Consider the following 26,357-nt stretch of genomic DNA (forward strand, 5'->3'; position numbering starts at 1 on the left):
CTCAATCCTCCAAGAAGAACGACAGCTGCTGGACCTGCTCTTTGTTGCTGGCAGCCCAGTTGTTGTAAATGCTCAGTGCCCGCGAGGCCGCGTTGCGCATCTGCTGCGTCTGACCCCGCTTGCTCATCCATTCGAGAAGGCTCTTCAGCGCCGCGTGGGGCTTGAAGTTCTCGTTCTTTAGCGTGTCCGCCGCGTTGATCCCGCTGCCGTCATAACAGGCCCCCATCAGAACGAAGGTTTGGTCCAGGTCGGCCGACAGTTTGCGCCGGTGTCGTCCCTGCCAATCCTGTGCGATCGCGAGCGGGTCGTTGAGGTAGAACACCTTTTTCTCTTCGCGAGCCCAGCCGCGGCTTACGAATTCATCCGGGGCGATCCCCGAGCCGCGCAGCATCTTCTGCATCTGGTCGCGCGCGAGCTCGGTCTTGCCATCGAAGATGCGCAGGAACTGACGGGTGATCGGCTCTGCGGTCACCGGCGGTGGCTCGGAGGCCTTGTTGGCATCTTCGTCGATCAGCTGGTTGATGCCGACGAGGGCATCCTTGACCGAAATCGGCCGGCCTTCGTCGACATAAACCTTCCCGTAGTGCTGCGAGAAGTATTCGAGCGCCTTACCGCGCCGAATGACCTGGATGTCGGCTTCTGGAAGACCCCGCTGGGCGTGATTTTCCAGCAGGCCTTGCAGCTGACGAACGTCAGCCAGAACCTCTCGGCGCATACGGGCCCAGCTGACGGCCTTCGGTTCATGAATGCGTTTCCGGCACACGTGCACGATGTCGTATTCGATGGTCTTGGAGCCAAACTCTCCTTCGCCCTTCGTTTCGTCCGAGCGGATTGGATAGGTCGCCTCGAGATAGAAACCGGCGTCGAAGAGCGATTCCAACACCGATACCCACGGAGCGTCTTCACTATGGTGGAAGGTGAATGCCAGTACTCCGCCGGGTTTTAGGACACGATGAGCCTCGCGCCAGCAGCCGGTCAGCAAGCGCTGGTAAAATCCATCCGGGTCGTCGGGCTCACGCGCTTTGTTGGACACGGCCTCCATTGATTTCGGTGTGTATTCCGGGCCGAAGTACTCTGGGTACTTCGCCTTCAGCGGGAGGCGGAGCCAAACGTAGAAGAAGTCCGCAAGTTCGGAATAATGAAGCAGGCCACCGAAGGGAGGATCGGTAATCACCAGATCTATTGATTGGTCACCAAACTGGTTCAGTTCCGTCGAAGATCCCTGGAATATCTCCGTTTCTTGCACAGCGTCTCCGGGGAAAACTTTTTCGCTTTTTCCCGAAATCTCAGCGGCAAGCGAGGGGTGAGTAACGGCAAGCGTGTCGGCACTCACCGGATCCCAAGGGTGTTGAGACCATTCTTCACCGGACTCAATAACTTCTGAGCACGAAACCCAATTCCCTCGCCCAAGTGAGCTAAAGACGCAGTTTTCGATGATATTTGCTTTGGGATGATAGTTATTGTTGCTCATGTGGGGGACAAGTTTGTCATACCCAACATCCCAGAAACAAAACATATTCTGGTTGCGGAGATACTGCTGGAACGCACCAAGAACATACTCTCGCGTTGCCCAGCTGTAGTCACCCGTTTCCACGATAGACTTGAGGATCTGCGACAACACGAGAAGCTGCCGTGGATTAAACATGGTCCACCAATGCGTGAACCCATAGTTCGTGCGAATATCGCTGTTTGCGATGGCCGTCATGAAGCCATACGGAACCTCGGAACGGGGCCAATAGTCAGCTAGATCGCTGTCCTTTCGCTGCTCCCACTCCTCGATTGCAGCGCTGTATTGGTCTGCCAGCTGTTCGTCGAAGGGGGCAAAGAAGCGGCCGCGATAGGGCGCTCCGGAATCTCCGCGCTTGGGCGCGAGCCCCTGGATGCCATATCCTGCGACCTGTCCGCCTTTCTTGGAATCGCGGATCGAATTCATTACATCCTGCTGCGAACCACATGATGCACAGGTGAAGGTGGACCGCTTCGGAACCGTGCCGCCTTCCTTGCCGGTCGGGAAGGTCACCTTGGTCTCGGGACAAGTGACCGTGTCCGGCAGCTTGCCGCGTACCTCCAGCAGCCGAATATGGCTCGCCCGCTCGGAATTCCAAGCACGGGTTGATGCCGCGTCGTCCTGCGGTGCTCCGCCAAATTCACTGCCATCCGGGGCAGTTTTCGGGCTGCCAGCCAGCCATTCAGGATGGACCAAGAGCGTGAGATCGACCTTCTTGTTTTTGCCCTTGTTGAGCTTCACTATTTCGGTGTGGCCGCAATGGGGGCAGATGACCCGGCCTTTCCGATCGAGGATCGAATAGGGCTTTTCGTCGGGCGCGACATAAAGCGGAACGTCGGGCGCCATTCGCGCCTCGGCGTCCTCGATCTCGAAGCGCTCACTGCATGACGGGCATTTGTGCGCCCAATGCTTCACGGTCAGCGTTTTCACCGCCATCACCGGATTGGTCATGATCGGCGTGCGGTGACCGCAACCTGTTACCTGGCAGGGCCCGTGCTTCGCCCAGAAGGTATAGATGATCTCGGGCCCGTCGTAGGCGTAGTCTTTCCGCTCCTCAGGCTTCAGGGCCAACGGATCGAAATCCGCGCCCATCACCTTGCCCGAGGGTTTGTGCGTCCAGGTGCCTTTCTCGCCGTTCGGGCCATCGCAGTAGTAGAACGGCATGATCTGCGGTTTCACCTCGGCCTCGATATCGGCCAGGAGGCGCCTCACCTCATCGAGATCAACATCGGCCAGTTCCTGCTTCACCACGAACCATGCGACCGGGTTCAAGTCGTTGCCAGACATCTGCATGCCGAGTCGCGATCCTTCGACCAGCGTCGTGCCGCCGCCCATGAAGATGTCGGCCACCTTCAGGTGCTTGAAGGCGCCTTTCTTCTGGTGGTTGGCGTAGTAGTTGTCCCAGACCAGCTTCGCTGCATGAGAGGGATCCTCGGGCGCCTTGGTCGCCGCCGAGATCAGCATGGAGCGGAACACGCTGGACCGCCGCCGGGCCCACCATTTCGACATCTGGTAGATCGGTTTGCCCGCGTTACCTTCAATCACGGCGACCTGGTTCACGGGCAGGATCGGGAAATCCACCTCGAGGCAGGTCTTGGGGCGGTTCGGATCGCTGAAATCGACGGTTTCCATGGCGACGGCTTTGCCGGCACCAACCGCACGCGCGACCTCTTGGGCAATCTGTTCTTTCTTGGTCGCCATGGGCGTAAATTCCTTACTTCGTCAATTCAACAAACGGGCAGAGCATCTCGAACAGGGACAAGCCGCCATGCGCGAGGGTGGGGTAGCCGCCCTGGCTTTTCCATTTCCAACGCCCGACTGCGAGTAGGTGCTTGCCGTGCTGGCTATCCACCGAAAGGGCAACGGGCGGGACAAAGGGACCGGGATCGTGGTCGCCGGATAGAAGCCGTCCGCTCTTCAGCGCGCCCTTGAGGAAGGAGGCCTGTTCGTCCATCGCGTCGTAGAACAGCCCTGTGGCGGCATACCCATGATCAGAGGTGATGACCAAACGACGACCGGTCGCGAGGCGCTCGACGAATTCCCAGAAATCGTCGCTGGTCAATTGTGTTGCGATATCGCGCGTAAGGAGATCCAGACCCTGACCGGCACCGGCACCGTCGTGCAGCTTGCTATCGGGCCATTGGTGCCAAAATACCCAATTCGGCGAGGCATCGATCAGGCCGGCGCAATCCTTCCAAGGCAGGTCAATCGTCTCGGTTCTGGCGGGCGCCAGCTTGTGGACGAGCCCACTGCCGTTGTTCTGAAGCTGGCTCCGGCTTCCGAAGCCTAGGGCTTTGGCAAAGGCATTCGTCTCCGACGGTATTTCCGCACCGTAGCCGGCAGCGGTGTGAACAACAAACCCGCGTGCCTTTGCGCCCTCGAGAAGCCAAGGCATTTCTCGCAGACTAAGCCCATCGAGAATCAAGACGGCCTTGGCGCTGTAAGGCGCGGACCACCATTCAACGATCTTCTCAGCATTGCGCGGGGCGGCGTTCCCAAAGGTTTGCCACAAACCCCATGCCGCCGACGACAGAAAGTGGTCGATCTCGCCGATGGCCCGATCCCGTCGGGTCACTTCTCCAGGCGCCTTTTCGGCATCTATTGGTGCTCCGCAGATCGACATGACGCGCTCGATGATCGTGGCCCAAGCCTCATCATCAGGAGCTGTCGTCAGGCCCGCAATCGCTTCCAAGTCCAACGCCATCAGTTGTCCTCCTTGTCGAGCGACAACTCGAACGTCATGCCATCAGGCAGTTTCTTGAGGAGTTCCTTCAGCTGCGCGCCAGTCGCAGCGTCCACCTTTATGGTGACGGCTTTCACAGGCGTTGCTGGACCAATTCCCCAACCTTCGAGTTTCCCGATAAGGTTGAGCGGCGAGGTCGCGGGTGCGGCAAAGGGCATACGAGGCGCGCCAGAGCTGGCACCACCACCGAAGATGCCGCCACCAGGTTGCGGCATCGGGTCCGGCGCGCCTGGTACTGATCCCGGGTTCTCGGACATTCCTCCGGGAGGCGCTGGCGTCGGCTCTGTGCCCCCGCCGAAGAGCCCGCAAGGGGGGGGCGTTCCCGGAGCTGGCTGTGGATTCGCCCCCCCGGTCGCTGGAACAGCAGACGGCGGCAAGATGAACACCTCGTCAAGCTGGCGTCCTGTGTACGAAAGCTTCGGCCGCAAGCGTCGCCACGCGGTCTCTTCGTCCTCGCCTGACTGGGCCTGCAGATACTCCATTCCTCGAAGGTTGATCGCGATCTTGCCTTTGGCACAGAGACGCAAGATCCGCTCTTTCATGGCCGTCTCGCCCAACCATGGGATACAATCCTGGCCTGCCGGGCGAGGCTCTTGCAGTTCCTTAAGTATCTTGCCGACCGAACTGTTATTGGTTGCGGCCTCAAGCACTAGGTGTTCAAAATCCTCAGGGACGAACAAGTCGTTCGTCATCGCGATTTCAATCGCTTCCGGAACCTTCGCTCCTTGCTCGCGAAGTGTCTCGATATGGAACTCGCATTTCGACGGGTCGCCAAAGTTCCAACTGTGCAGCACGGCAAAACGATCAAACCGCTTCTTGAGAATGTCCCGCAGCTCACCTTGGTATTTCGACTGCAGTTTACGATACTCCGCATTCTGCGCGCCCCATTCCTGCGCCTTCATTTCCGCCCTAGCGAGGACAAGAAGGTCACGATCATAGAAAGCGTTCGAAGTCCCGTTCCGAGGGATCAGGAACCGAACCGTGTTCCGACGTTTCTGGAGGTGATCTTTGAGCCACCGCCCAAGGCGCTCATCAATGCGATCCGGCTCCTCGGGGAGCACCAAAATCGGTAGCCTGTCGTCCCAACGCTCGGGCTGTTCACTCTCGTCCAAGCCCGTCCAAGGGTCGTTCAGCCAATTGCGGGGCAACGCGATGACACGGAATGTCTTGGCGACTTCCTCGCTGCCACCGATGACGTAGCGGGTTTCCTTAGCGAGTTGAATGAGGTCCGATCCATCCGTGAAAAGCTTGTCATTTCTCGCGGAGGCCATGACTTTGGCCTGAGGGTTTTCCTCTTCCTTGAAGACGAGCCGCGCTCCATCTTGGTGGATATTGAAGCTGTTCTCGATGACCGTTGCGAGCTCAACCTGGAAAGCATTGTCATCGACTGGTTTTGCCCGCGTCAGGTCGATTTGCAGAACAGAAGGCTCTGCGCCGGCCATGTTTCCGACCGCTATTGACCGCAGCCACAGCGAGCCGATGATTTCCTGAAGATGTGGGACCTTCGAGGCGTGGTCTGGCACGGCTTCGGTTACAGAGGTGAGGTTGCGAAGGGCTTTGTCGCGTAGGGCGCGGTGTTGCTGATTGGCAACCGAGTCCAGAAGTGCTCCGATCCCGGATGCATCATCGTCGAGCCGAAAATCGGCAGCTGTCAAAACTGGAGCGTTCTCGCCGCTGCTCTTATGCAGGTTCGCCAAGATGCGGATGAGGTCGCGCGTCTCTTGGGCGTCTGTCGCCACAAGCACCTGATCCTCCAAGAGTTGCAAGAGGTGCGGCGCGAAGGGCCAGCATTCGACAAAGTCTCGCCGCTTCCTGTCCTGTTCGGAAGATGGCGTACCGAGCTGCCGAAAATATTCGTTGATGTGAACGTCGAGGGTGCTCTCGATTGCCGAGGAGCCGATCTGCAACCGGTTTTCAAACAGCCGATGGAGGAGCATGCGACGGCGATCATGCTGGATCTTGTCCGGGCTACCGCCAGCACGGAAATCCACCTGAACGGGATTCACCCTGTGGATCTGCTGGTATGCGTCGCTTGTCCCGTTTCGAACCGAAACCACGAGCACGAGGAGTTCGGGGTGCTCCTTTGCAATCTCAGAGAGGATCTGGATGAAGTTGAACGCCCAGTTTTTCCACGGATACTGTTTAGTGTTCGTGAGGCCGTCGAACCAGGTCTGAAACTCGTCGAGCAGCAGCATCGTCGGCGAATGCCGGAGCATCTCGAGGATGAGCTGGTCGGACGGAATGTCAGTCTTGCTGGCACCCATACCTTCCCACTTCCCCTTGATGTATGTGCCGTGTGGATGCCGTTCGAACAGAATGTCCCAGAGGAACTTATAGCGCTGACGATGGAGACTTTCCCCGATGACGAGCATGCCATTCCGCAGCGGGATTTGACCGATCGCCGGGTCAGACAGGGTAGTGGACCAGCTCTTCAACCAATCTCCGGTTGAGGCAGGATCACTAACAGTGTGATAGAGAGCGGCCATAAGGTGTGACTTCCCGAGGCCGCGTTCACCAATGACAACAACCGGTCGACCTTGCTGGGGGCCGACGGCTTCGATGCCTTTCAATAAATCGAGCGTAGGGTACGTGATCTCAAGAAAGTCGCGGGCCGGCACTTGGGTCGCCCCCGTATTCGCATCGTTGGACAGCTCAATTGCCGTCCCTTTGAGGCGCCGCCCTTTGAACTCATCCCTCAGCTTCAAACCAAGCATTTACGCCTCTCCAATTCGTTCTGCCGGCTTAGCCGGAAATGATGTTTCCCGGTTCAGCAGCACGATCTGCTGATCCTGCGGATTCCTCGCGGATGGATCCGTGTCCAGTCCAAGGCGCTTGAGCGTGTAATAAAGCAGCGCGCGGCGAACCTTGATCTCGACTTTCCCGTCCTGCATGCCGTAGTCGAGCGCGATCACCTTGGCCTGTGTCTCAGACAGGCCTGGGTGGGGCCCAACCTCCAAGGTAATCTCCGAATGCCAATCGTCGTCTCCGGCGGCAGAGGTTGCAGCCTCGGCGGTCCCTCGCACCTCAAGCATCCGCGACAGCAGGAAGTCCTTGAAGCAATCGTCGGTCATGCAGAAGGCTCGTGCATGCCAACGAAACCCATCGAAAGCGATTGCATGGGGTGCAATCCATCGCCAGCGTGGATCTGGATTGGACAGCGATTGGTAATTAACCTCTATCGCTTCGGCGCGGCGAATGGCGCCAACGACCGCGCGCAAGGTTTCAGAATGAACGCCGCGCGCTGGAGTGGGCGTCGAACAAAACTCCAGCACATCGGTGATCCAGCAATCATCGCGATCCAGGATCCCTTCTTCCAAGGATCGCAACTGGGCCAAGTAACGACCTGCGTCCAGCTTCCCAAACACTGCCTTGAACCCCGGGCCGCGCACGTAGGTGCGCGCACTCTTGTCGTAGGTCATATTGTCGGGGGCGAAGCTGATGTAGCGATTAAGGTCGGATGAAGCCTGGTTCACCGACAGCCCGAACTGTTCCATGACATCGCTTCGGTTCACATGCCCCTCCCAAAACAGGCGAAACTCGATGAACTCGAGCCGCTGCTCGACGCCCCAGCGAAGATCCGACCTGTCGTTTTCCACAGCCTTGCCCTTGGGTTTGTTGTGAGTGTGCTAACTGTGCGCACACAATTTCTGTGCCCTTTGCACGCTATCTGATCGGCAGAGCGCGGGCAACTAAATTTGTAAGCAAGGACAGTTGTTTGCGTGGATAGGTGTGATTTGTAGTGGGAGAATAAATGCGAACTTGCCGGGCTCGGGCTGTCGTCGGAATGTTATTCCAGTCGTGGCGTCAACATGCTGAAATTATTGCCATTCTGAATATTTTCCATTTTTTGTTAAAAAATATACAAGCCATCCAGATGTTATTCCAGCGGGTACTGTTTGTTGATTTGATTGAAAATCACCACCTAGATTTGTGTTCATAAGGAAACCTGAACTTAAAACGGGTCGTACTATCCGAATTCGCGGCATCGAATGTTCGTCAAAAAAAAGCCGCCTTTCATGTTTTGCGTAATGGAACATGGTGTTCTGCATGATTAACTATGTCTTGCGCGATGTCCTTCCAATTGTGGGTTTGTTTCGCGAGTGCCAAATCGACTTGCCAGATATCTACTCTAAGGTTGGTCGCGGTGTAGCGCCATGTTGTTGCGGCCAATTTCTGTTTGATCGCAGGATAGAAAAGTATGACGCGGCTTGCATTGTAGGCCGCCCCATAGGACGCGAGTTGGTATAGGTCGGCTTGGCTCACATTTGGCGTAGAGCCTGAATGTTTTCCGAGATCCTTCCATTTCGTATCAATGACCAGTGGACCTTCAGGCGTGTCAATGACGATATCCGGGATCAGAGGGTAGGCGCCATGCTGCAACAGGGTGTGCTGTCGGCGCTGAACTGACACTGATCCGGGCGGAAGAACCCGTTGCAGCCAGCGGGCAACATACCGTTCAAACAGCATGTTCATCGGAAAGAGCAACGAAATGCCCGTGCCGTGTCCGGAACTCGTGTTTTGCCACTCTGCTTCCATCAGCATGCGCGCAAGCATTTGGGCCTGGCGAAACCGCTCATTCATCCGGTTCCAGACGATCCGCTCCCTCAGGGGGGCGGGGCTGGTGGGGATGTCGGCGAAGCGGGCTGTCAGATTAGCGATCCGGCGCCGCAGAGGCTCGGAGCGCACAAAGGGGATGATGTGCAACAGGCTGGCCTTGAACAGCCGGTTGAGCGGCGTGTTCTCGGAAAACTCGTCAAACCGGCAATGCAGGCGGGAAGGATCAACCGAACGGCGAACGATCTGCTGCCGCACATCGAGCGCTCCCCGCAGCTTAGGCAAAACATCCTCCTCTGGCACATAGTCGCGCGTCAGACCGGATTTCGCTTGTTCTGCAAGGCGTGTCACAAACAGATTGATAAAGGCTTCGAGAAGATCGCTCTCCTGTGCGCCCATCTGCGCGATCTGCCCTTCTGAAAGCGGTATGTCGAAGGCCACCGCAATCATCCGCACAAGGGTTGCTCGCAATGCACCGTCCTCATCGGTGAGCTTGGGCAGTATTTCCAAACTTATCCCTGGAACGGAAATAATGCCGCAAACCTGCTTGGTTTCCAGCTTCCGAAAGCCGCGCGCCAGTACGCCGTTCTCTGCCACGCCAAGCCTGCGGGCAGCCGTGATTGCGGCAAGATGCAGTTGCTCGGCTTGTCCTTCGCTGATTCCGTCGGGTCCAATGGGCAGAGAAGACCATTCCGGCAGCGAGTAATGGCTTTTCTGTTTGGGCATTATTCCTGTCCCAGAAGAGCCATGTAAGCTGCTTCAGGGTACGCGCCTTCTTCCCGAAAAACATCGGAATAGCGATACCGATCCTCAGCAAATCCTTCAGCCCCCTTGGGAACCGGAATAGGGGATCGATTCAGGAAGCCGTCGCCGCCACCCAGAACAATGCGAACCCGTTCAATGTCGTCATGGAAATACTCACGCAGCAGCGGGATGACCTTGAACGCCATGATCCGATCGAGGTCGGCTTTCGTCTTGACGCCCATAAACCAGGCGTGGCCGATCTGGGCATCCTCTCCCAGAAAATAGACAAGGCGCAGATTGAGGTTGTCCAGAATGGCTGCAAGATCGAGCGCACTATCGTCGAGCTCGATGCCTGCGAGTTCTGCGGAATCGGGTGGCAGTTCCTCAAACACGAAACGCCGCCGCAGTGCTGTATCCAGCAGCGAGATGGATCTGTCGGCCGTGTTCATCGTGCCAAGGATGTACAGATTGGCCGGAAGAGAGAATGCGGTCTTGGAATAAGGAAGTGTGACGGTGATCGCCGCAGGCGCTCCCCGTCTCTTGTCTGCCTCCAGAAGCGTGATAAGTTCGCCCAGAACCTTCGAGATATTGGCGCGATTGATCTCGTCAATGATGAGGACATGGTTGCCGGCCTGCTTCGACGCCCGCTCTGCAATCACTTTCAGAACGCCTCCTTCCGGTTCGAGCGTGAAGCCTGCCCCCGATGCCATCGGCTTGGGTCGCAGTCCCTCGACGAAATCTTCGTAGGTATAGCTTTGGTGGAAGGTGACGAAGCCGATGCGCCCGTCCTTGACCAGTTGCTCATAGGACGCGCGCACTGCACCCGGATCGGACGCCACCTGGCCTAGACATATCTCGACGGCGCGTTGTGCGGTACTGAATGTCTTGCCCGTACCCGGAGGGCCGTAGAAGATCGTATTCAGTTCAAAACCGGATGGAGCTGGCACGATGGCTTCTTCATCGAGTTTATCTGTCGAGTGCGCCTTCTTTTCTTTCGGCTTCTGCCAGACAGGCCTGAAGTCACCCTCGTAGAAATCGACGTGTGAACCATGCTTGGCTTCAAGGCTCTTGCGCAAAGTCAGAAGTGTGTCATCGAGCTTGGCTATGCTCATAGCACCGACATCGGCTGCGGTTATGGCCCCGAAGCCAGCCAGAATATCCCGTTTATGCTGGCCGGCGCTGATGCGCTCGAAGCTGTCAGGAAAAAGCAGGAAGGGCAGGATATGGCGCAACTGCCGATTTTCGCCGTTCACCTGTATCTCGAACCAACTGGCAAATGCGCCGCCGTCCCCAAGCAGGCGTCGACGTTCATCAACAGGCCTGGATTTGAGATCCTGCATGGCGGTAATCAACAGAACGAGCTCGCGCCATTTATTGTTGTTATATCCTTGGCCAGCCCGGCCCACACCGTAAAGGACCTGTTCGGTCAGGGCCGCCACATCTTGCGGCAAGTCCTGGCCTGACCAGGACCAAACCTCGCGGACTTTCCGATCCTTGGTCGGGGGAGAGACATCGCCACGCTGGAAGGCATAAAGTAGCCAGATCAGCTCGGCCATCAGGCAGTGCGCTTCAGCGGTTGCGTCAGACAGCTGGACTTTCAGCTTTTCAAAGAACTTGCCTTCGCCTTCATCGAGGTTCTGGACGTAGGTACGTTGCAAATCTGCAAAGTGTTCAGCGGTCCAGAGTGAGCGTCCAGGTGAAAGCAGGGAACCATCGCCGATCAGACAATCAGTGCGAAGGCGATCCATCGTCTCGTAAAGCGGAGAAAGATCAGCATCTGGGTTATAACGGGCCACGAAAATTCCTCGGAAATACTTAGATATGCAATATTCGTCTTCCGACTGGCGCGAGTCGGTCCAGCTTGCATAAGAAACCAGCAAAGCTCTTTTTGTCCAGTATACAGAGGCATTTGGGGGAAAGCCTTCCCCCTGGTCGGCACTGGCGTTGCCGACGCACCCCCATCAGCGGGGAGACCCCGCAACGCCCCCGAGAGTGAGAGTGCGGACGGGGTTTCCGTGACGGGTTGAGGGCTGGAAGAGAGGCTTCCGGCGCCCGTCGCGGAGATCATCCCGATGGCCAGACATGATCGCAGCCCCGCTGACGGTGGCGCGCGCAGCAACCTTTACGACGACATCACCAACAAGATCATCGCCGAGCTGGAGCAAGGGCGTCTACCCTGGGTCCAGCCCTGGGGTGCGGCGCCCGATACCGCCCCGCTGGGCCTGCCGAGAAATGCGTCAACCGGCCGGTCCTATTCCGGCATCAATATCCTGATCCTCTGGGGCGCTGTCATCCAGCATGGTTACCCTGGTCAATCGTGGCTGACGTTCCGTCAGGCGCTTTCGCTGGGTGGCAATGTCCGGAAGGGCGAACGCGGCACCACTGTCGTTTATGCCGACCGTTTCACCCCCGAGGACGAAAAGCGCCGTGCCCGCGATAAAGGTGAGGACGCGCATGCCATTCCGTTCCTGAAGCGGTTCACGGTCTTTAACGCCGCACAATGCGATGGTCTGCCTGATGACATCACGGCAGTCGCGCCGCCACCGCCGCCGGGCCTGATCGAACCTCGGGTCGAGGCGTTGATCCGGGCCACCGGCATCGAGTTCCGTATCGGTGGTAATCGCGCCTTCTATATGCCGTCGCTCGACTATGTGCAGGTGCCGCCTCCGCAAGCCTATTTCGAGCCGATCAACTGGCACCGGACGGCCCTGCACGAGCTGGGTCACGCCAGCGGCCATCACAGCCGCCTCAACCGCAATCTGACCGGCTCGTTCGGCTCGAAGAAATATGCCTTTGAGGAAATGATTGCAGAACAGACTGCGGCTTTCAGCTGCGCTGCGCTCGGGATCGTGCCGACCGTGCGTCATGCCGACTATATCGGGTCGTGGCTGGAGGTCATGCGCGAGGATTCCCGCGCCATCGTCCGCGCGGCCTCGCAGGCCAGCAAGGCGGCGGACTGGCTGCTGTCGCATCTGCCGGCCGAGGACGCCGGGGAGCCGGATGCCAGCGTAACCGAGACCGACCGGAGGGCTGCGGCATGATCCTCCTGACCGGCACACAGCGCGACCGTCTGCTGGCCAATGGTCGCCAGCGCGATCAGGATCACATCCCGGTCGTGAAGTTCTTCAACCCACTCGGTGAAGGCGTCTGGCTCGCCACCGAACTGGATGACGATGGCGACATCATGTTCGGCCTGGCCGATCTCGGCTATCCCGAACTGGGGTCATGGAGCCTGAGCGAGATGCAGTCAGTCCGGCTGCCCTTTGGCATGGGCATTGAGCGAGATCTGCTGTTCACCGGGGATTTCTCGATCTTGGTCTGGGCCGAGGCCGCCCGTGAAACCGGCAGCATCCGCGCCGCCGAGCGTCTGCTCTACCGCGTCGGCGCGGGCTTTTCCCGTACATCCGCCGATACAGAAAACCGGAGTGCCTGATTTCCGGGTTTCAGGTTCTGCGGCTGGCGTCGCTCTCTTCAGAGGAAGAGGGCGGCGCTTCGCTTCGTGACGGGCTGATAGCCGGAGAGAGAGGCTCACCGGCGTCCGTCATGGAGTCACTGACATGGCCACTGCCGTTCAGAAGATCACGCTGTCGTCCTCGCGCGACATTCCCTTCAACAAGCTGGTGCTCAGCCAGTCCAACGTCCGGCGCGTCAAGGCCGGGATCTCGGTCGAGGAACTGGCCGAGTCCATCGCCCGTCGCGGCCTGATCCAGTCCCTGCATGTCCGCCCGGTCGTGGATGCCGAGGGGAAGGAAACCGGCATGTTCGAGGTGCCCGCCGGCGGTCGCCGTTTCCGCGCGCTGGAACTGCTGGTCAAGCAGAAGCGCCTCGCCAAAATTGCGCCGGTTCCGTGTGTGGTGTCGGAGGCCAGCGCCGATGTGCTGATCGACGAGGTTTCGCTCGCCGAGAACATCGAGCGTGCTCCGCTGCATCCGCTGGATCAGTTCCGCGCTTTCCATGCCATGCGCGAAAAGGGCATGACCGAGGAAGCCATCGCCGCCGCGTTCTTCGTGGATGCCAAGGTGGTGAAGCAGCGCCTGCGTCTGGTTTCGGTCTCACCGGCATTGCTCGACATCTATGCCGAGGACGGCATGACGCTGGAACAGCTCATGGCCTTCACCGTCAGTTCTGACCATGCGCGTCAGGAGCAAGTCTGGGAAGCGATCAAGGATGGCTGGCAGAAGGAACCCTACCACATCCGGCGCTTGCTGACCGAAACCACGGTCCGCGCCGCCGACAAGCGGGCAGTGTTTGTCGGAATTGCCGCCTATGAGGAGGCTGGCGGCTGCGTGCTGCGCGATCTCTTTCAGCAGGACGATGGTGGCTGGCTGCAAGATCCGGTGCTGCTCGACCGGCTGGTGGGCGAAAAACTGAAGGCCGAGGCCGAAGCCATCGCCGCAGAGGGCTGGAAGTGGATCGAGGTCGCCATCACCTTTCCCTACGGTCACGATCATGGCCTTCGTCAGATTGTCGGCACTACGGTCGATCTGAGCGAAGAGGAACGCGCCACCCGCGAGGCATTGCGTGACGAATATGACCGGCTCGAAGCAGAATATGGCGAGGCTGACGAACTGCCTGACGAGATCGACGCCCGCCTCGGTGAGATCGAACAGGCGCTGGAAACCTTCGAGCGCCGCCCGATGACCTTCGAGCCGGAACAGATCGGCATGGCGGGTGTCTTCATCAGCATCGACACCGATGGCGCATTGCTGATCGAACGCGGGTATGTTCGCGCCGAGGACGAAACGCCTGCGGAACCGGAGGCTGAGATCATTGACCCGGAAACCGGCGAGGTGATCCAGCGGGCTGAACCGGAGGTGAGCCGCATGTATGCGGTTATCACGCTGGGCGGCCAGCCGGTCGAAACGGAGGAGGAAGACGAGGCCGACACCATCAAGCCGCTGCCCGATCGTCTGGTCAGCGAACTGACCGCGCATCGCACGCTGGCGCTGCGGGATGCGGTGGCGGTGAACCCGCATGTCGCCATGACGGCACTGCTCCACCGACTGGTCATGGATCGCTTCATGCCGCATTCCAGCAAAGGATGCCTCGAAGCGCAGGTCCGAAAAGTGGATCTGCCCGCACAGGCCGAAGATCTGCGCGATAGCGCCTCAGCCAAGGCCATTGCAGACCGGCATGAACGCTGGGGCGATCATGTCCCGGCAGACGATGCCGCTCTCTGGGATTGGCTGACCGATCTGGATGATGGGTCGCGCATGGAGTTGCTCGCCCATTGCGTCAGCTACGGTATCAACGCGCTCTATGAGAAGCCCAACCCCTATAGCGGCGCGGGCGTCAGTCAACACGGGCTGGACATCCGCCTGTCGCAGGCTGACCGGCTGGCCCGTTCGACCGGCCTCGACATGGTGGCCGTGGGCTGGCGGCCGACGGTTGGCAACTATCTCGGCCGCGTGACCAAGCCGCGTATCCTTGAAGCTGTGCGCGAAGGGGCCGGAGACCGGGCCGCCGATCTGATCGGGCACCTCAAGAAGGGCGACATGGCCAAGGAAGCCGAACGCCTGTTGGCCGAGACTGGCTGGCTGCCTGAGCCGCTGCGCATGGTGGGCGATGGTATCGACGTCGATCCGGCATCGGGCGCTGTGGCGGAAGTCGATGATCTGCCCGATTTCCTCTCCGGCGATGGCGAGGACGACCCGGCTGACGACGAGGAAGAACAGCATATGGTCGCTGCTGAATAGCACTCATGCGGGGCGGCTTCGGTCGCCCCGTTTATCACCCGCCATTTCCGCAACTCGCCCGGTCCTCGTGATCGGGCTTTTTCTTTGGAGAGCCGCCATGGCTGCCAGCATCAGCATTGACGAAATCATCGCCCAGGATCGGGAGAACCATCCGAACGAACGCACGCTGCCTTGGGAAGAAACCCGCGACGGCATCACCGTCGTCGTCGAGCCAAAGCCCCATTGGGCCGAAGACATGCGCGTGTTCCGGCTCGATGCTCGTGAATATTGCCGCTACGCCGAATGGACTGCCCATGGCGGCCGCGCGCGCTTCTATGGTCATATCGACACATCGGGCGACGATCTGATGATGAAAGCACGCGCGATGATCGCCCGCGAAATCGCCGATGGGCTTTGGAGCTGAAGACCCGATCGCAGGGTGTCGGGCCGTGAGGATGCGAGGCCTGCACCGGACGGGTCCAATCCGGCTTCACCATGCAATCCGCCATACCCATCAGGACAAGCGGCAGCCATTTCCGGCCTGAAGGGAACACGATCCTGATGCCAGCATGGTGGCAAGGCTGGCGCGGCAGAGCATCTGCGACGGGTATCCGGCATCCTGTCAGATGCGAAAAACCACCCCCGCTTCCATTCGCAAACCTTGGTCCGATCCGTCTCTTTGACATTCAACCCCAAAGGGGTCGGCTTACGCGCGCGTGCCGCCCTCGGGGATTCGGAAAAAGTCCGAACGCCCTCGGGTGATTGCAGATCCGGTCAGACACTTCGGGCGCCTGTCGCGCGGGGGATGGTCCCCCGCCTCCCAAGACAGGAGCCGGAACCCATGTCCTATGCAGATGCCACTGCCTTTGCCGCCAGCCTCGCCACCACGCTGATGGTTTCGATCGTTGTGTTCCAGGCCGGAGACGGCACCCACGCCGCTTGCCCCGCCGCCGAGTTCGACGGCGACGACGACATGGTGAAGCTGGAGCTGGACCCGTGGGAATAAGGCGCGAAAGCGCCTCATCCCCGACGGCCCGAACGCGACACCCGCGATCGGGCCTTCAGCCTTGCGATGGTTGCCCATCGCCGGCAGCGGAACCGGGGACAAACCCCAGTCAGAGAGGAAGAGTGCGGGCCGTTCGGCCGTGACGGGTTGAGGATCGGAGAGAGAGGCTTTCCGGCGCCCGTCATGGAGTGATCCCGATGACCTTTGCCCGTTCCGAAACCTTCCGTTCTATCGGCCAAATCCTGGCGTCCGAGGTGTTACCCGCGCTTTTTCGGGCGCAGAAACTGCCGCTGCGCATCTCCTGCATTGGCGTTGCCAGTTATGATGCTGGCGATGATGCTGAAAGCTTCGACCGCATGATCCCGCTTGCGGAATGCCCATCGCCTGAAGAAGCTATGCATCTGGCATCGCTGTGCCTGTCGCGAGGCGGCATCTGCAACGGGCCGGATAGCTTTCCGTATTTCCAGCCGCGCATCATGCTCATTCAGGACTGCGATCAGCGCCTGGTCCTCGCCGGCGAAATCCGCGCCGACATTATCCTCTGGGAACAGCCCGTCGCATCCGATGCCGAAGCACGCAGGATCGTGACCGAGGCCAGCCGCCTGCGCGGTATGGCATTCCGGACATCAGATCCCGCAGAGGCGAGACGGCTGCGTTACCGCGCCGCAGCGCTGGAGGCCCGGCTGGTCGATCCCTTCTGGCGCGATGCCGCGGCTGATCTGCTCCACCTGCCACAGGCCGCGTGACCGTTACCCATCCCCGTCATTTCGCCCGGTGCCATGCCGGGCTTTCTTGTTTCAGGAGGCTGATATGGCCGATTACCACACCCACTTTTCCTGCCTGCTCGACGTTGGGACACATGAGAATGCCGTCCGTGCCGTCGATCTCTATAAAGCCTTGCCGGACGGAAGCAGCGCCGAACATGAACCCGCCAACAGCTTCCTGCTCTCGATCCAGCCTGAGCATGACGGTACGCAGCTCTGGATACGCGACGATGACACCGGCGACCCCGAGCATGTCATCCGGTTCGTCATACACTGCGCGGCCACCCTCGGCCTGACTGGATTATGGGGACTGCAATGGGCAAACAGTTGCTCTCGACCCCGCCTGGATGGGTTCGGCGGCGGCGCGCATGTCCTCGATCTCGCAACCGGCGAGACGGTGGACTGGATCGACACCGATGGCTGGCTTTCCTCGGTTCTCGAAGGGAGAGATCCCTATGCCTGAGATCATCGAAACCACCGTCTATCGCTTGGGCGAATTGTCCGATGCGGCGAAGGACAAGGCCCGCGCCTGGTATCGTGAGGGAGGCTTCGATTATGACTGGTACGATGCCGTCTATGAGGATTTCCAGCGTATCGCAGAAATCCTCGGGCTGAACCTCAAGACCCGCACCGTCCGGTTGATGGGCGGCGGCACACGGCAAGACCCCTGCATCTGGTTCCGCGGCTTCTCCTCGCAGGGGGACGGGGCTTGTTTTGAATGCTGGTATTCCTACCAGAAACATGGGCCGCGCCAGATTAGGGAATACGCCCCGCAGGACATCGAACTGCACCGCATCGCCGACGCCCTTCAGGCGATCCAGCGCCGCAACTTCTATCAGCTTCGCGCCGAGGCCAGCCATCGCGGCCATTATTATCACGAATACTGCATGGCGATCTCGGTCGAGCGAGACAGCCCGACCTGGCAGGACATGACCGCCGATGCCGAGGAGACGATCATCGAGGCGCTGCGCGATCTGGCTCGATGGCTCTACCGCCAGCTTGAACGCGAATATGACTATCTATCCTCGGACGAGGCGGTCGATGAAACCATCGCCGCCAATGAATACACCTTCACCGAAGCCGGTCGCCGCTTCGGATGATCCTGAGATGACACTGACAAGCGCCCCGCCGTCCGGTCGGGGCGCTTTTTTCATGCTGCGGTTTGAGAGTCAGAGGCTGGCCGGAAGGGGTTAAGTCCGGGTGGTCGAGAGAGAGCGCCGTCCGGATTTGTCCTTCCCGCTCTCCTGAGGTTCCCGACATGAACATGGTGTTTCCCGTGGCCGATGCGGTCACGCCGCTGGCGGCTGCGCCCGCGATTTTGGCTGCGGCCAGTCATTTGCTCCCCCATCTAGAACGCGGTGAGCGCGTCGATGCCGCCACCTTGCGCGGCGCGATGGAAACGGCCTTCGGCGCGTCCGACGCTACTGGCGTCTGGGACTGGAAGCTGGCCTATGAGGCCTGCGAAGTCGCCACAGTTCTCTTCCTTCGCAAATACGGAAAGGCGCTTTTCCGTAAAGCCGCTTCTCCGGCTGCACGGATTTCCGTGCTGGCAAAGATCGCGGGGCTGTTGCCCACGCAGACCCGGCGCTCCGAGGAAAGCCAGAACTTCCAGCAGTTTTCGACGCCGATCCCGCTCGGACTTGCAGCTCTGACGGCCGCCGCGATCATGCCTGATGACAGGGTTCTGGAACCCTCGGCTGGCACCGGCCTTCTGGCGATCCTGGCGCAGACCATAGGCGGTGCGCTGATCCTCAACGAATTCGCTGATACCCGAGCCGATTTACTCTCCTCGCTCTTTCCGGCCTTCGCCGTCACCCGGTTCGACGCCGCCCAGATCGACGATCATCTGGCCGCAGATGCCGTCCCGTCCGTGGTGCTGATGAACCCGCCATTCTCGGTCATGGCCAATGTCAGCGGACGTGTCGCAGATGCGGCCTACCGCCATGTTGCCTCGGCGCTGGCCCGTCTTGCTCCGGGCGGTCGGCTGGTGACGATCACCGGCGCTGGCTTTGGCCCCGAAGCTCCGGCCTGGCGGGAGGCTTTCATCCGCTTGCAGGCGCGTGGCCGTGTGGTGTTCACCGCCGCCGTCGATGGTGCGGTCTATGCAAAGCACGGCACCACGATCGACACGCGGCTGACCGTGATCGACAAACTGCCCGCCGACGATACTGGTATTTTTCCGGCCTCACCGGGCATCGCGCCTGATGTTGCCACGCTGATCGGATGGATCGAGGCGCATGTCCCGCAGCGTTCGCCGGTGTCATTGCCGAAGATTGCGGTGCCCGGTTCAACCGCCGCGCCGAAGACCGTGCGAGGCTATCTGGCCCGCGCGACAGCTGCGCGGCCTGCCGCGGCTCCCGCCAACGATCCCGAGGGCGTCGAACTTGCCTATGAGACCGTGGACTGGACGCCACCGGAAGGCGCTCGCCTGTCCGACGCGATCTATGAGGAATATGCGCTGCAATCGCTACGCATTGCTGGCGCGCAGCCGCATCCGACCAAGCTGGTGCAGTCTGCCGCCATGGCCTCGGTCGCACCGCCGAAGCCGTCCTACCGGCCCATACTGCCCGCTGACATCTGCGCGCGTCTGTCGAACGCCCAGCTCGAAACGGTGATCTATGCCGGGGAAGCCCATGCCGATCATCTCGCCGGCGCATGGACCGTGGATGAGCATTTCGACAATGTGAGCGCCGCGCCCGAGGATGCTGCCGGATCGATCCGCTTCCGCCGCGGCTTCATGCTCGGTGACGGAACCGGCGCTGGCAAGGGCCGCCAGTCCGCCGCCATCATTCTCGACAACTGGCTGCGCGGACGCCGCAAGGCGATCTGGATTTCCAAATCCGACAAGCTGATCGAGGACGCGCAGCGCGACTGGTCGGCGCTGGGCATGGAACGGTTGCTTGTCACGCCTCTGTCACGCTTTCCGCAGGGCGCAAAGATCACGCTGTCGGAAGGCATCCTTTTTACCACCTATGCCACGCTACGCTCCGACGACCGGGGCGAGAAGGTTTCCCGCGTCAAGCAGATCGTCGAATGGTTGGGGTCCGATTTCGATGGAGCCATTATATTCGACGAGAGCCATTCCATGCAGAATGCCGGTGGCGGAAAAGGCGAACGCGGCGATGTCGCCGCCTCGCAGCAGGGACGTGCGGGCCTGCGGCTCCAGCACGCGCTGCCCGATGCCCGCGTGGTTTATGTCTCGGCAACCGGGGCCACCACAGTACACAACCTTGCTTATGCACAGCGCCTCGGTCTCTGGGGCGGTGAGGATTTTCCGTTCCAGACCCGTGCCGAGTTCGTCGAGGCGATCGAAGCCGGTGGCGTGGCGGCCATGGAAGTGCTGGCCCGCGATCTGCGATCTCTCGGCCTCTATACCGCCCGCTCGCTTTCCTATGATGGCGTCGAATATGAACTGATCGAGCACCAGCTCACGGACGAACAGCGGCACATCTACGATTCATATGCTGCCGCCTTCGCCGTGATTCACGGGAACCTGGACGCGGCGATGGAAGCCGCCAATATCACCGGCAGCGAGGGCACGCTGAACCGGCAGGCGAAATCCGCCGCCCGCTCGGCCTTTGAAAGCACCAAGCAGCGCTTCTTCGGCCATCTGCTGACCTCCATGAAAACCCCGACCCTGATCCGGTCCATTGATGCCGATCTGGAAGCGGGCCATGCCGCCGTCATCCAGATCGTCTCGACCGGCGAAGCCCTGATGGAACGCCGGCTGTCCGAAATCCCGACCGAGGAATGGAACGATATTTCCGTCGATGTCACGCCCAGGGAGTATGTCGGCTCGTATTTGCAGCATTCCTTTCCGGTGCAGCTCTATGAGCCGTTCAGCGATGGCGAGGGCAATCTGTCGTCACGCCCTGTCTTCCGCGATGGTCAGCCGGTGGAATGCCGCGAAGCTGTAGCGCGGCGCGACGAGATGCTGGAGCAGCTGGGGTCGCTTCCACCTGTCCCCGGTGCGCTCGACCAGATCGTCCAGCGTTTCGGCACGGATATGGTGGCCGAGGTCACGGGCCGTTCGCGCCGGATCGTGCGCAAGGGCGAAGGAGCATCGGCACGCCTTGCGGTCGAGAACCGTGCGGCTTCTGCCAACCTTGCCGAGACGTCGGCCTTCATGGATGACCAGAAGCGCATTCTGGTCTTCTCGGACGCGGGTGGCACCGGACGCAGCTATCACGCCGAACTCTCGGCGAGAAACCAGCGCCTGCGCGTGCATTATCTGCTGGAACCGGGCTGGAAGGCCGATGCCGCCATTCAGGGGCTTGGGCGCACCAACCGGACCAATCAGGCGCAGCCGCCGCTGTTCCGACCCATCGCCACGGATGTCAAAGCCGAGAAGCGCTTCCTTTCAACCATCGCCCGCCGCCTCGACACGCTGGGCGCGATCACACGCGGCCAGCGCCAGACCGGCGGCCAGGGGCTGTTCCGTCCCGAGGATAATCTGGAATCCGCCTATGCTCGCGATGCGTTGCGCCAGCTCTATCTGCTGATCGTGCGCGGCAAGGTCGAGGGTTGCTCGCTCGAACGGTTTGAATCCGCCACCGGGCTGAAGCTGATGGACAGCAATGGTGTGAAGGACGAACTTCCGCCGATCACCACCTTCCTCAACCGCCTGCTGGCGCTGACCATCGAGTTGCAGGGCATCCTGTTCTCGGCCTTCGAGCAGCTTCTGCAGGCGCGGATCGACGGTGCGATTGCATCCGGCACCTATGATATGGGGCTGGAGACGCTGAAGGCCGAAAGCTTCATCGTCACCGACCGGCAGGTGATCCACACCCATCCGGGCACCGGCGCAGAAACGCGGCTCCTGACGCTCACAGAGCGCAAACGCAATCAGCCGGTCACGCTCGATGCAGCCCTGGCGGAACTGGATGATCCCCGCGCAAGATTGCTCATCAACGAGCGATCGGGACGTGCCGCCGTTCAGATCCCGACCACCAGCGTCATGCTGGATGATGGCGAGATCGAACGGCGCGTACGGCTGATCCGGCCCATGGAGGCGATGAACATTCCGGTTCGGGCGATGAGTGAGACCCATTGGCTTGAGGCCGATCGTTCCGCCTTCACCGTGGCCTGGAAGGCGGAACTGGCCGAGGTGCCGGAGTTCACCGACAGCATCCTGCATATGGTGACAGGGCTGCTTCTGCCAATCTGGAAACGCCTGCCGCAGGACTCCTCCCGCGTCTATCGGCTCCAGACCGACGAGGGCGAACGCATCATCGGTCGCCGGGTATCGCCGGCATGGGCTGCCAATGCCTCGACCAGTGGCGTCACCAGCAACCTGACACCGGATGCCGCCTATGCCGCGCTGATCGAAGGTCGCACGATCCTTGATCTCGCCGAAGGGCTGCAACTGCGCCGCGTCCGGGTCATGGGCGCCAGCCGGATCGAACTGACCGGCTTTACTGACGCAATGCGCGACCGGCTGCGGGCCTATGGCCTCTTCAGCGAGATCATCTCGTGGAAACTGCGCTTCTTCGTGCCGGTCGGCGCGATGGGACCGGAGATCATCGGCAAACTGCTTGACCGCTTCCCGGTCCTGCGCATCGGTGAGAGGGAGGCCGCATAATGGCGCGTCTCAACGCTTCCGAACTGGCGCAGCGTCTCGGCCGACAGGCCGAGGCGGTGTGCCGCCACTATCTGTCGAATGGGCGCAAACAGGGCAATTACTGGCAGGTTGGCGATGTCCGAAACACGGCAGGCCGGTCCATGTTCGTCCGGCTGCACGACAGCGTGAAAGGCATTGCCGGTAAATGGCAGGACTCGGCCACGGGTGAATATGGCGATCTGCTGGACGTGATCCAGGACTCGCTCGGTCTGATCGACTTCGCGGACGTTGCCGAAGAAGCCCGGCGCTTCCTCAGCCTGCCGCATCCTGAACCGCAGCCACCATTCCGTCCGTCCCGAACGCCAGCACCATCCGGATCATCCGAGGCCGCACGTCGCCTCTGGCGCATGACGCAGCCGCTGATCGGCAGTACCGCAGAAGCGTATTTACGCGGACGCGGCATTACGGATTTACGCCAGACCGCAAATCTGCGCTTTCATCCCAACTGTTACTGGCGGCCCGAGGACGATGGCCCGACCGAAGCTTGGCCCGCGATGATCGCCGCCGTCACCGACCTCGATGGCAGGATTACCGGCGCACACCGCACATGGCTGGCACCGGACGGTTCCGGCAAGGCACCCGTCGATCCGCCGAGGAAGGCAATGGGCGACCTGCTCGGACATGCAGTGCGTTTCGGTGATGTGCAGAATGTCATGGCGGCGGGGGAAGGTATCGAAACCATCCTGTCGCTGCGTCAGGCTCTGCCCACCATGCCGATGGTTTCCGCGCTCTCGGCCGGACACCTCGCGGCCATCCTGTTCCCGCCTCACCTGCGCAGGCTCTATATCGTCCGCGACAACGATCCGGCAGGTGACAGCGCCCGTGATAGCCTGGTGGACCGGGCGCACGAGGCCGGGATCGAGGCCATCACGCTCTCGCCCATGATGGGGGACTTCAACGAAGATCTCGCAACTCACGGGCTGGATGCCGTTCGGGCAGAGATCCGGGTGCAAATCGCTCCCGAGGACGTCAGCCGCTTCATGGCTTCAATCGCATAGCCGGCACGGGGCCGTGATCGGGCCGTTCCGATGCTGTCATGCGCACAGGCTGCATCCTGTCATCAGCAGAGGACCGCGCCTTGGCCTTCCGAGAGGGCGATCGGCCCACAAACGCTCCGGTCAGGCAATGGCGGCGCCCGACTGATTTCCGTCGGCGGGCAAGCCCGCCTTTACAGCGCGAAACAAATCAGCCGGGCTTTGCCATCAAGGCCCTCGCCAGAGGCTCGCGCTGCCAGACCGGAGCGCCCGTGGGCTTGTCTCGCCATGAAGGCCGCGACGGTCGCGGTCCAACTGACGGAAGCATCCCATGTACGCGCACGACGATTTCGAACCCGATCACAGCACGTCCCCGACCGGCCACGCCATCGAAGAACTTGAACTCTACGGCTACCGTCCCTCCGAAGACGAGGCCGATCCCCGGATCACACCCGAAGATCACGTCATCCAGGGCGCAGTCTCCGACATCTTCGACGCCCTGATTTCCACCATGGCCGACACCAGCCTCGATTTCGACCTCGACGAGATCCTGTGGTCCACCGTCAACACCTTCCACCGCGCTGTCGAGCGGATCGAGACCAAACTCGACGATAACGAGCAGGCACAGAAGCGTCTTCAGCGTGAACAGGACGGCAGCGAGGTCAAATCCGTCCAGCTCGAAACCCTGATCGGCGCGGGCCAAAGCCTGATCGAGCGCCGCGACAGCATGGAAACCTTCCGCGATACCGCCGCCGACATCTATCTGCGCACCACCGGCACGCCCTGGTCGCAACGCTCCGGCTCACGGGTCAACCATCGCCAGATGACCTCGGCCATGATCGACAGCCGCGACTTCATCGCCGCAAAACGCCGGGCCGACAATGAGGTGCTGCTGCCCGCCGGACCAAAGATCGCCTTCTCGGGCGGTGACACCACCGATCACCGGACGATCTGGGCCAAGCTCGATCAGGTCCACGCCAAGCACCCGGACATGGTCCTGATGCACGGCGGATCGCCCAAGGGCGCGGAACGCATCGCGGCCACCTGGGCCAATAACCGCAAGGTCGCACAGGTCGCCTTCAAGCCCGACTGGACGAAACATGCCAAGGCAGCACCGTTCAAGCGCAACGATCAGATGCTCGCCACGATGCCGATCGGGGTCATCATCTTCCCCGGCACGGGTATTCAGGACAACCTGGCCGACAAGGCCCGCAAGATGGGCATCCCGGTCTATCGCTTCGGGACCGGCAGCGCGTGAGCGCTGCCTTCCCACGTCATCATGAGCATGACGATAGCGCCCGCCGATCATTCCATGTCGCCTGGACAGGCATATTTATGCTATATGTCGCAGCGCGCCGTGGTGGTGGTGGAAGGCGCAACCGTCCAACCTTTTGCACGGAGACACCACCATGATCGTTCTCGGAATCCTCGTTTCCATCGCAGCCATCGGCACCATGTGCTGGCTGCTGTTCAATCTCGCCGTATTCGCCCTGCCGTTCTTTATCGGCCTGAATGCAGGCACCTGGTCCTATGGCACGGGGGCTGGCTGGCTCGGCAGCATCGCTGTCGGTCTTCTCACCGCTGGTCTGACACTGGCAGTCGGTCAGGGCCTGCTCATGCTGGTCCGCCCGATCTGGGCCCGTCTGCTGATTGCTCTGGCCTTCGTCGCTCCGGCGGGGATGGCCGGGTTTTATGCCACGCTTGGTATCGTCAAGCATATGATGCCGTCTGAAAAATGGCAGCTCATCTTCTCGGTGATCGGGGCCATTGCGGTGGGCGTAACAGCGTTCCTGCGCGTTGCGGGCATGGCGGCAGCCGGTCCAGCGGACGGGAACCTTGCACGCACCTGAACCGCAATGATCAGTTGATGGCGACCAGAAGCGAGTGCGGATCATCTTCCATCTTCGTCAGGAAAATGGTGGCAGACAGCGACCAGGCATCGGATCAGCTTGAGGCACAGATGCGGCTGATAGGAGCGCAGAACGGGGAGCACCAGTGTTTGTGGTCTTTCCAGTACCCGGTTGGGGGCAATGCCGGTAGAACAGGCCGGAAAGAGAGATGCGCATGGCCTGAGACGCAGGGCGACCGGCAAGGCCGGTGTTGCCCGTCTGGTCATCGTGATGGGGCCTCAAGATTGCCACGTCTCCGTTCAGCCCCCGTGTCTCGACCGCTCCAAACGGCCTCTTCAATGGCCTGATCTGGCCGAAGAACAGCGCGATGCGCTTCGACCGCTTTAGCGCAACAGCGTCGTCACAACTTTCTTCCCCTGACGGCAGAGCCGCCATTCCGCGCGGAACAAGAAAGTTTCTCCTGTGCTGTCCAGCCCCCAAAGGGGGTGCGCCAGCGTTCGTCTCCGGCCGGTCGATCGCCATAGAGGCCGCAATGGTGCGGGCTCGGAAACGGAAAACGGAGACTTAAAATGGCAACCATCGGCACCTTCAAGAAGACCGGCTCGAACGACTTCACCGGCGAAATCGTCACCCTGAGCGTCAAGGCCAAAGGCGTGCGCATCGTTCCCGACCTGCGCGCCACCGGCGAGAACGCCCCCAGCCACCGGGTTCTGGTCGGCCGCGCCGAAATCGGCGCCGCCTGGTCCAAGCGCTCCAACGAGGGCCGCGACTATCTGGGCCTCAAGCTGGATGATCCGAGCTTCAACGCCCCGATCTACGCCAACCTCTTCGATGACGAAGAAGGCGACACCTTCTCCCTCATCTGGTCCCGCCCCAACGGTCGCCGCGGCGACTGAGGCGCGGAACAAAGGCCCCGACCG

19 protein-coding genes are annotated in these 26,357 nt (G+C 60.7%); 13 read left to right on the top strand and 6 right to left on the bottom strand.

Features of this window, described 5'->3' with window-relative positions; genetic code table 11:
- Window position 1: 1 nt before the first annotated feature.
- The 6 genes from M2352_RS17085 to M2352_RS17110 form a co-directional block, all read right to left on the bottom strand.
- Window positions 2–3,208: a hypothetical protein gene (locus M2352_RS17085; protein WP_264665755.1), complete on the bottom strand. Its 3,207-nt coding sequence runs from the start codon at window positions 3,206–3,208 to the stop codon at window positions 2–4.
- Between the two features lie 13 nt (window positions 3,209–3,221).
- The gene (locus tag M2352_RS17090) at window positions 3,222–4,211 is read right to left on the bottom strand and encodes a hypothetical protein (protein ID WP_257539442.1); all 990 of its coding nucleotides are present in this window, start codon (window positions 4,209–4,211) and stop codon (window positions 3,222–3,224) included.
- Window positions 4,211–6,964, bottom strand: a complete 2,754-nt coding sequence (locus tag M2352_RS17095) for an ATP-binding protein (protein WP_257539443.1) — start codon at window positions 6,962–6,964, stop codon at window positions 4,211–4,213. Before M2352_RS17095 ends, M2352_RS17090 begins: the two co-directional genes overlap by 1 nt.
- The gene (locus tag M2352_RS17100) at window positions 6,965–7,846 is read right to left on the bottom strand and encodes a WYL domain-containing protein (protein WP_257539444.1); all 882 of its coding nucleotides are present in this window, start codon (window positions 7,844–7,846) and stop codon (window positions 6,965–6,967) included.
- A gap of 418 nt (window positions 7,847–8,264) precedes the next feature.
- Complete coding sequence (locus M2352_RS17105) at window positions 8,265–9,530, bottom strand: McrC family protein (protein WP_257539445.1); 1,266 nt, start codon at window positions 9,528–9,530, stop codon at window positions 8,265–8,267.
- Window positions 9,530–11,344: an McrB family protein gene (locus M2352_RS17110; protein WP_257539446.1), complete on the bottom strand. Its 1,815-nt coding sequence runs from the start codon at window positions 11,342–11,344 to the stop codon at window positions 9,530–9,532. The genes M2352_RS17105 and M2352_RS17110 overlap by 1 nt, the downstream gene beginning before the upstream one ends.
- A 276-nt stretch (window positions 11,345–11,620) precedes the next feature.
- On the opposite strand from M2352_RS17110, the gene M2352_RS17115 reads away from it, so the two are divergent.
- The 13 genes from M2352_RS17115 (at window position 11,621) to M2352_RS17175 (ending at window position 26,333) form a co-directional block, all read left to right on the top strand.
- A complete protein-coding gene (locus M2352_RS17115) occupies window positions 11,621–12,589 on the top strand; it encodes an ArdC family protein (RefSeq protein WP_013368621.1) in 969 nt (322 codons plus the stop codon).
- Window positions 12,586–12,981 (top strand): DUF2958 domain-containing protein, encoded by a 396-nt coding sequence (locus tag M2352_RS17120; protein WP_257539448.1) that lies wholly within the window; start codon window positions 12,586–12,588, stop codon window positions 12,979–12,981. The genes M2352_RS17115 and M2352_RS17120 overlap by 4 nt, the downstream gene beginning before the upstream one ends.
- Window positions 12,982–13,105: 124 nt before the next feature.
- Complete coding sequence (locus M2352_RS17125) at window positions 13,106–15,244, top strand: Spo0J and enkurin domain-containing protein (protein ID WP_257539450.1); 2,139 nt, start codon at window positions 13,106–13,108, stop codon at window positions 15,242–15,244.
- Window positions 15,245–15,341: 97 nt separating this feature from the next.
- Complete coding sequence (locus M2352_RS17130) at window positions 15,342–15,647, top strand: hypothetical protein (RefSeq protein WP_257539452.1); 306 nt, start codon at window positions 15,342–15,344, stop codon at window positions 15,645–15,647.
- A gap of 417 nt (window positions 15,648–16,064) precedes the next feature.
- Window positions 16,065–16,229 (top strand): hypothetical protein, encoded by a 165-nt coding sequence (locus M2352_RS17135; protein ID WP_010335706.1) that lies wholly within the window; start codon window positions 16,065–16,067, stop codon window positions 16,227–16,229.
- Window positions 16,230–16,426: 197 nt separating this feature from the next.
- On the top strand, window positions 16,427–16,975 hold the full coding sequence (locus M2352_RS17140; RefSeq protein ID WP_257539454.1) for a hypothetical protein: 549 nt from the start codon (window positions 16,427–16,429) through the stop codon (window positions 16,973–16,975).
- 64 nt (window positions 16,976–17,039) lie between these two features.
- Complete coding sequence (locus M2352_RS17145) at window positions 17,040–17,456, top strand: hypothetical protein (RefSeq protein ID WP_257539457.1); 417 nt, start codon at window positions 17,040–17,042, stop codon at window positions 17,454–17,456.
- Window positions 17,449–18,093, top strand: coding sequence for an antitoxin of toxin-antitoxin stability system (locus M2352_RS17150; RefSeq protein ID WP_257539458.1), 645 nt, complete (start codon window positions 17,449–17,451; stop codon window positions 18,091–18,093). The genes M2352_RS17145 and M2352_RS17150 overlap by 8 nt, the downstream gene beginning before the upstream one ends.
- Before the next feature lie 158 nt (window positions 18,094–18,251).
- Window positions 18,252–22,574 carry a strawberry notch family protein gene (locus tag M2352_RS17155; RefSeq protein ID WP_257539459.1) on the top strand — a complete coding sequence of 1,441 codons (4,323 nt, stop codon included), beginning with the start codon at window positions 18,252–18,254 and terminating at the stop codon, window positions 22,572–22,574.
- Window positions 22,574–23,611 carry a DUF7146 domain-containing protein gene (locus M2352_RS17160; RefSeq protein WP_209483351.1) on the top strand — a complete coding sequence of 346 codons (1,038 nt, stop codon included), beginning with the start codon at window positions 22,574–22,576 and terminating at the stop codon, window positions 23,609–23,611. Before M2352_RS17155 ends, M2352_RS17160 begins: the two co-directional genes overlap by 1 nt.
- A 307-nt stretch (window positions 23,612–23,918) precedes the next feature.
- Window positions 23,919–24,845 (top strand): DUF2493 domain-containing protein, encoded by a 927-nt coding sequence (locus M2352_RS17165; RefSeq protein ID WP_209483349.1) that lies wholly within the window; start codon window positions 23,919–23,921, stop codon window positions 24,843–24,845.
- Between the two features lie 151 nt (window positions 24,846–24,996).
- Window positions 24,997–25,437, top strand: coding sequence for a hypothetical protein (locus tag M2352_RS17170; RefSeq protein ID WP_257539460.1), 441 nt, complete (start codon window positions 24,997–24,999; stop codon window positions 25,435–25,437).
- A gap of 569 nt (window positions 25,438–26,006) precedes the next feature.
- Entirely contained in the window at window positions 26,007–26,333 is a 327-nt protein-coding gene (locus tag M2352_RS17175) for a DUF736 domain-containing protein (protein ID WP_209483344.1), read from the top strand.
- The last annotated feature ends 24 nt before the right edge of the window (window positions 26,334–26,357 follow it).

This window comes from Azospirillum fermentarium (assembly GCF_025961205.1).
Classification (GTDB): Bacteria; Pseudomonadota; Alphaproteobacteria; order Azospirillales; family Azospirillaceae; genus Azospirillum; species Azospirillum fermentarium.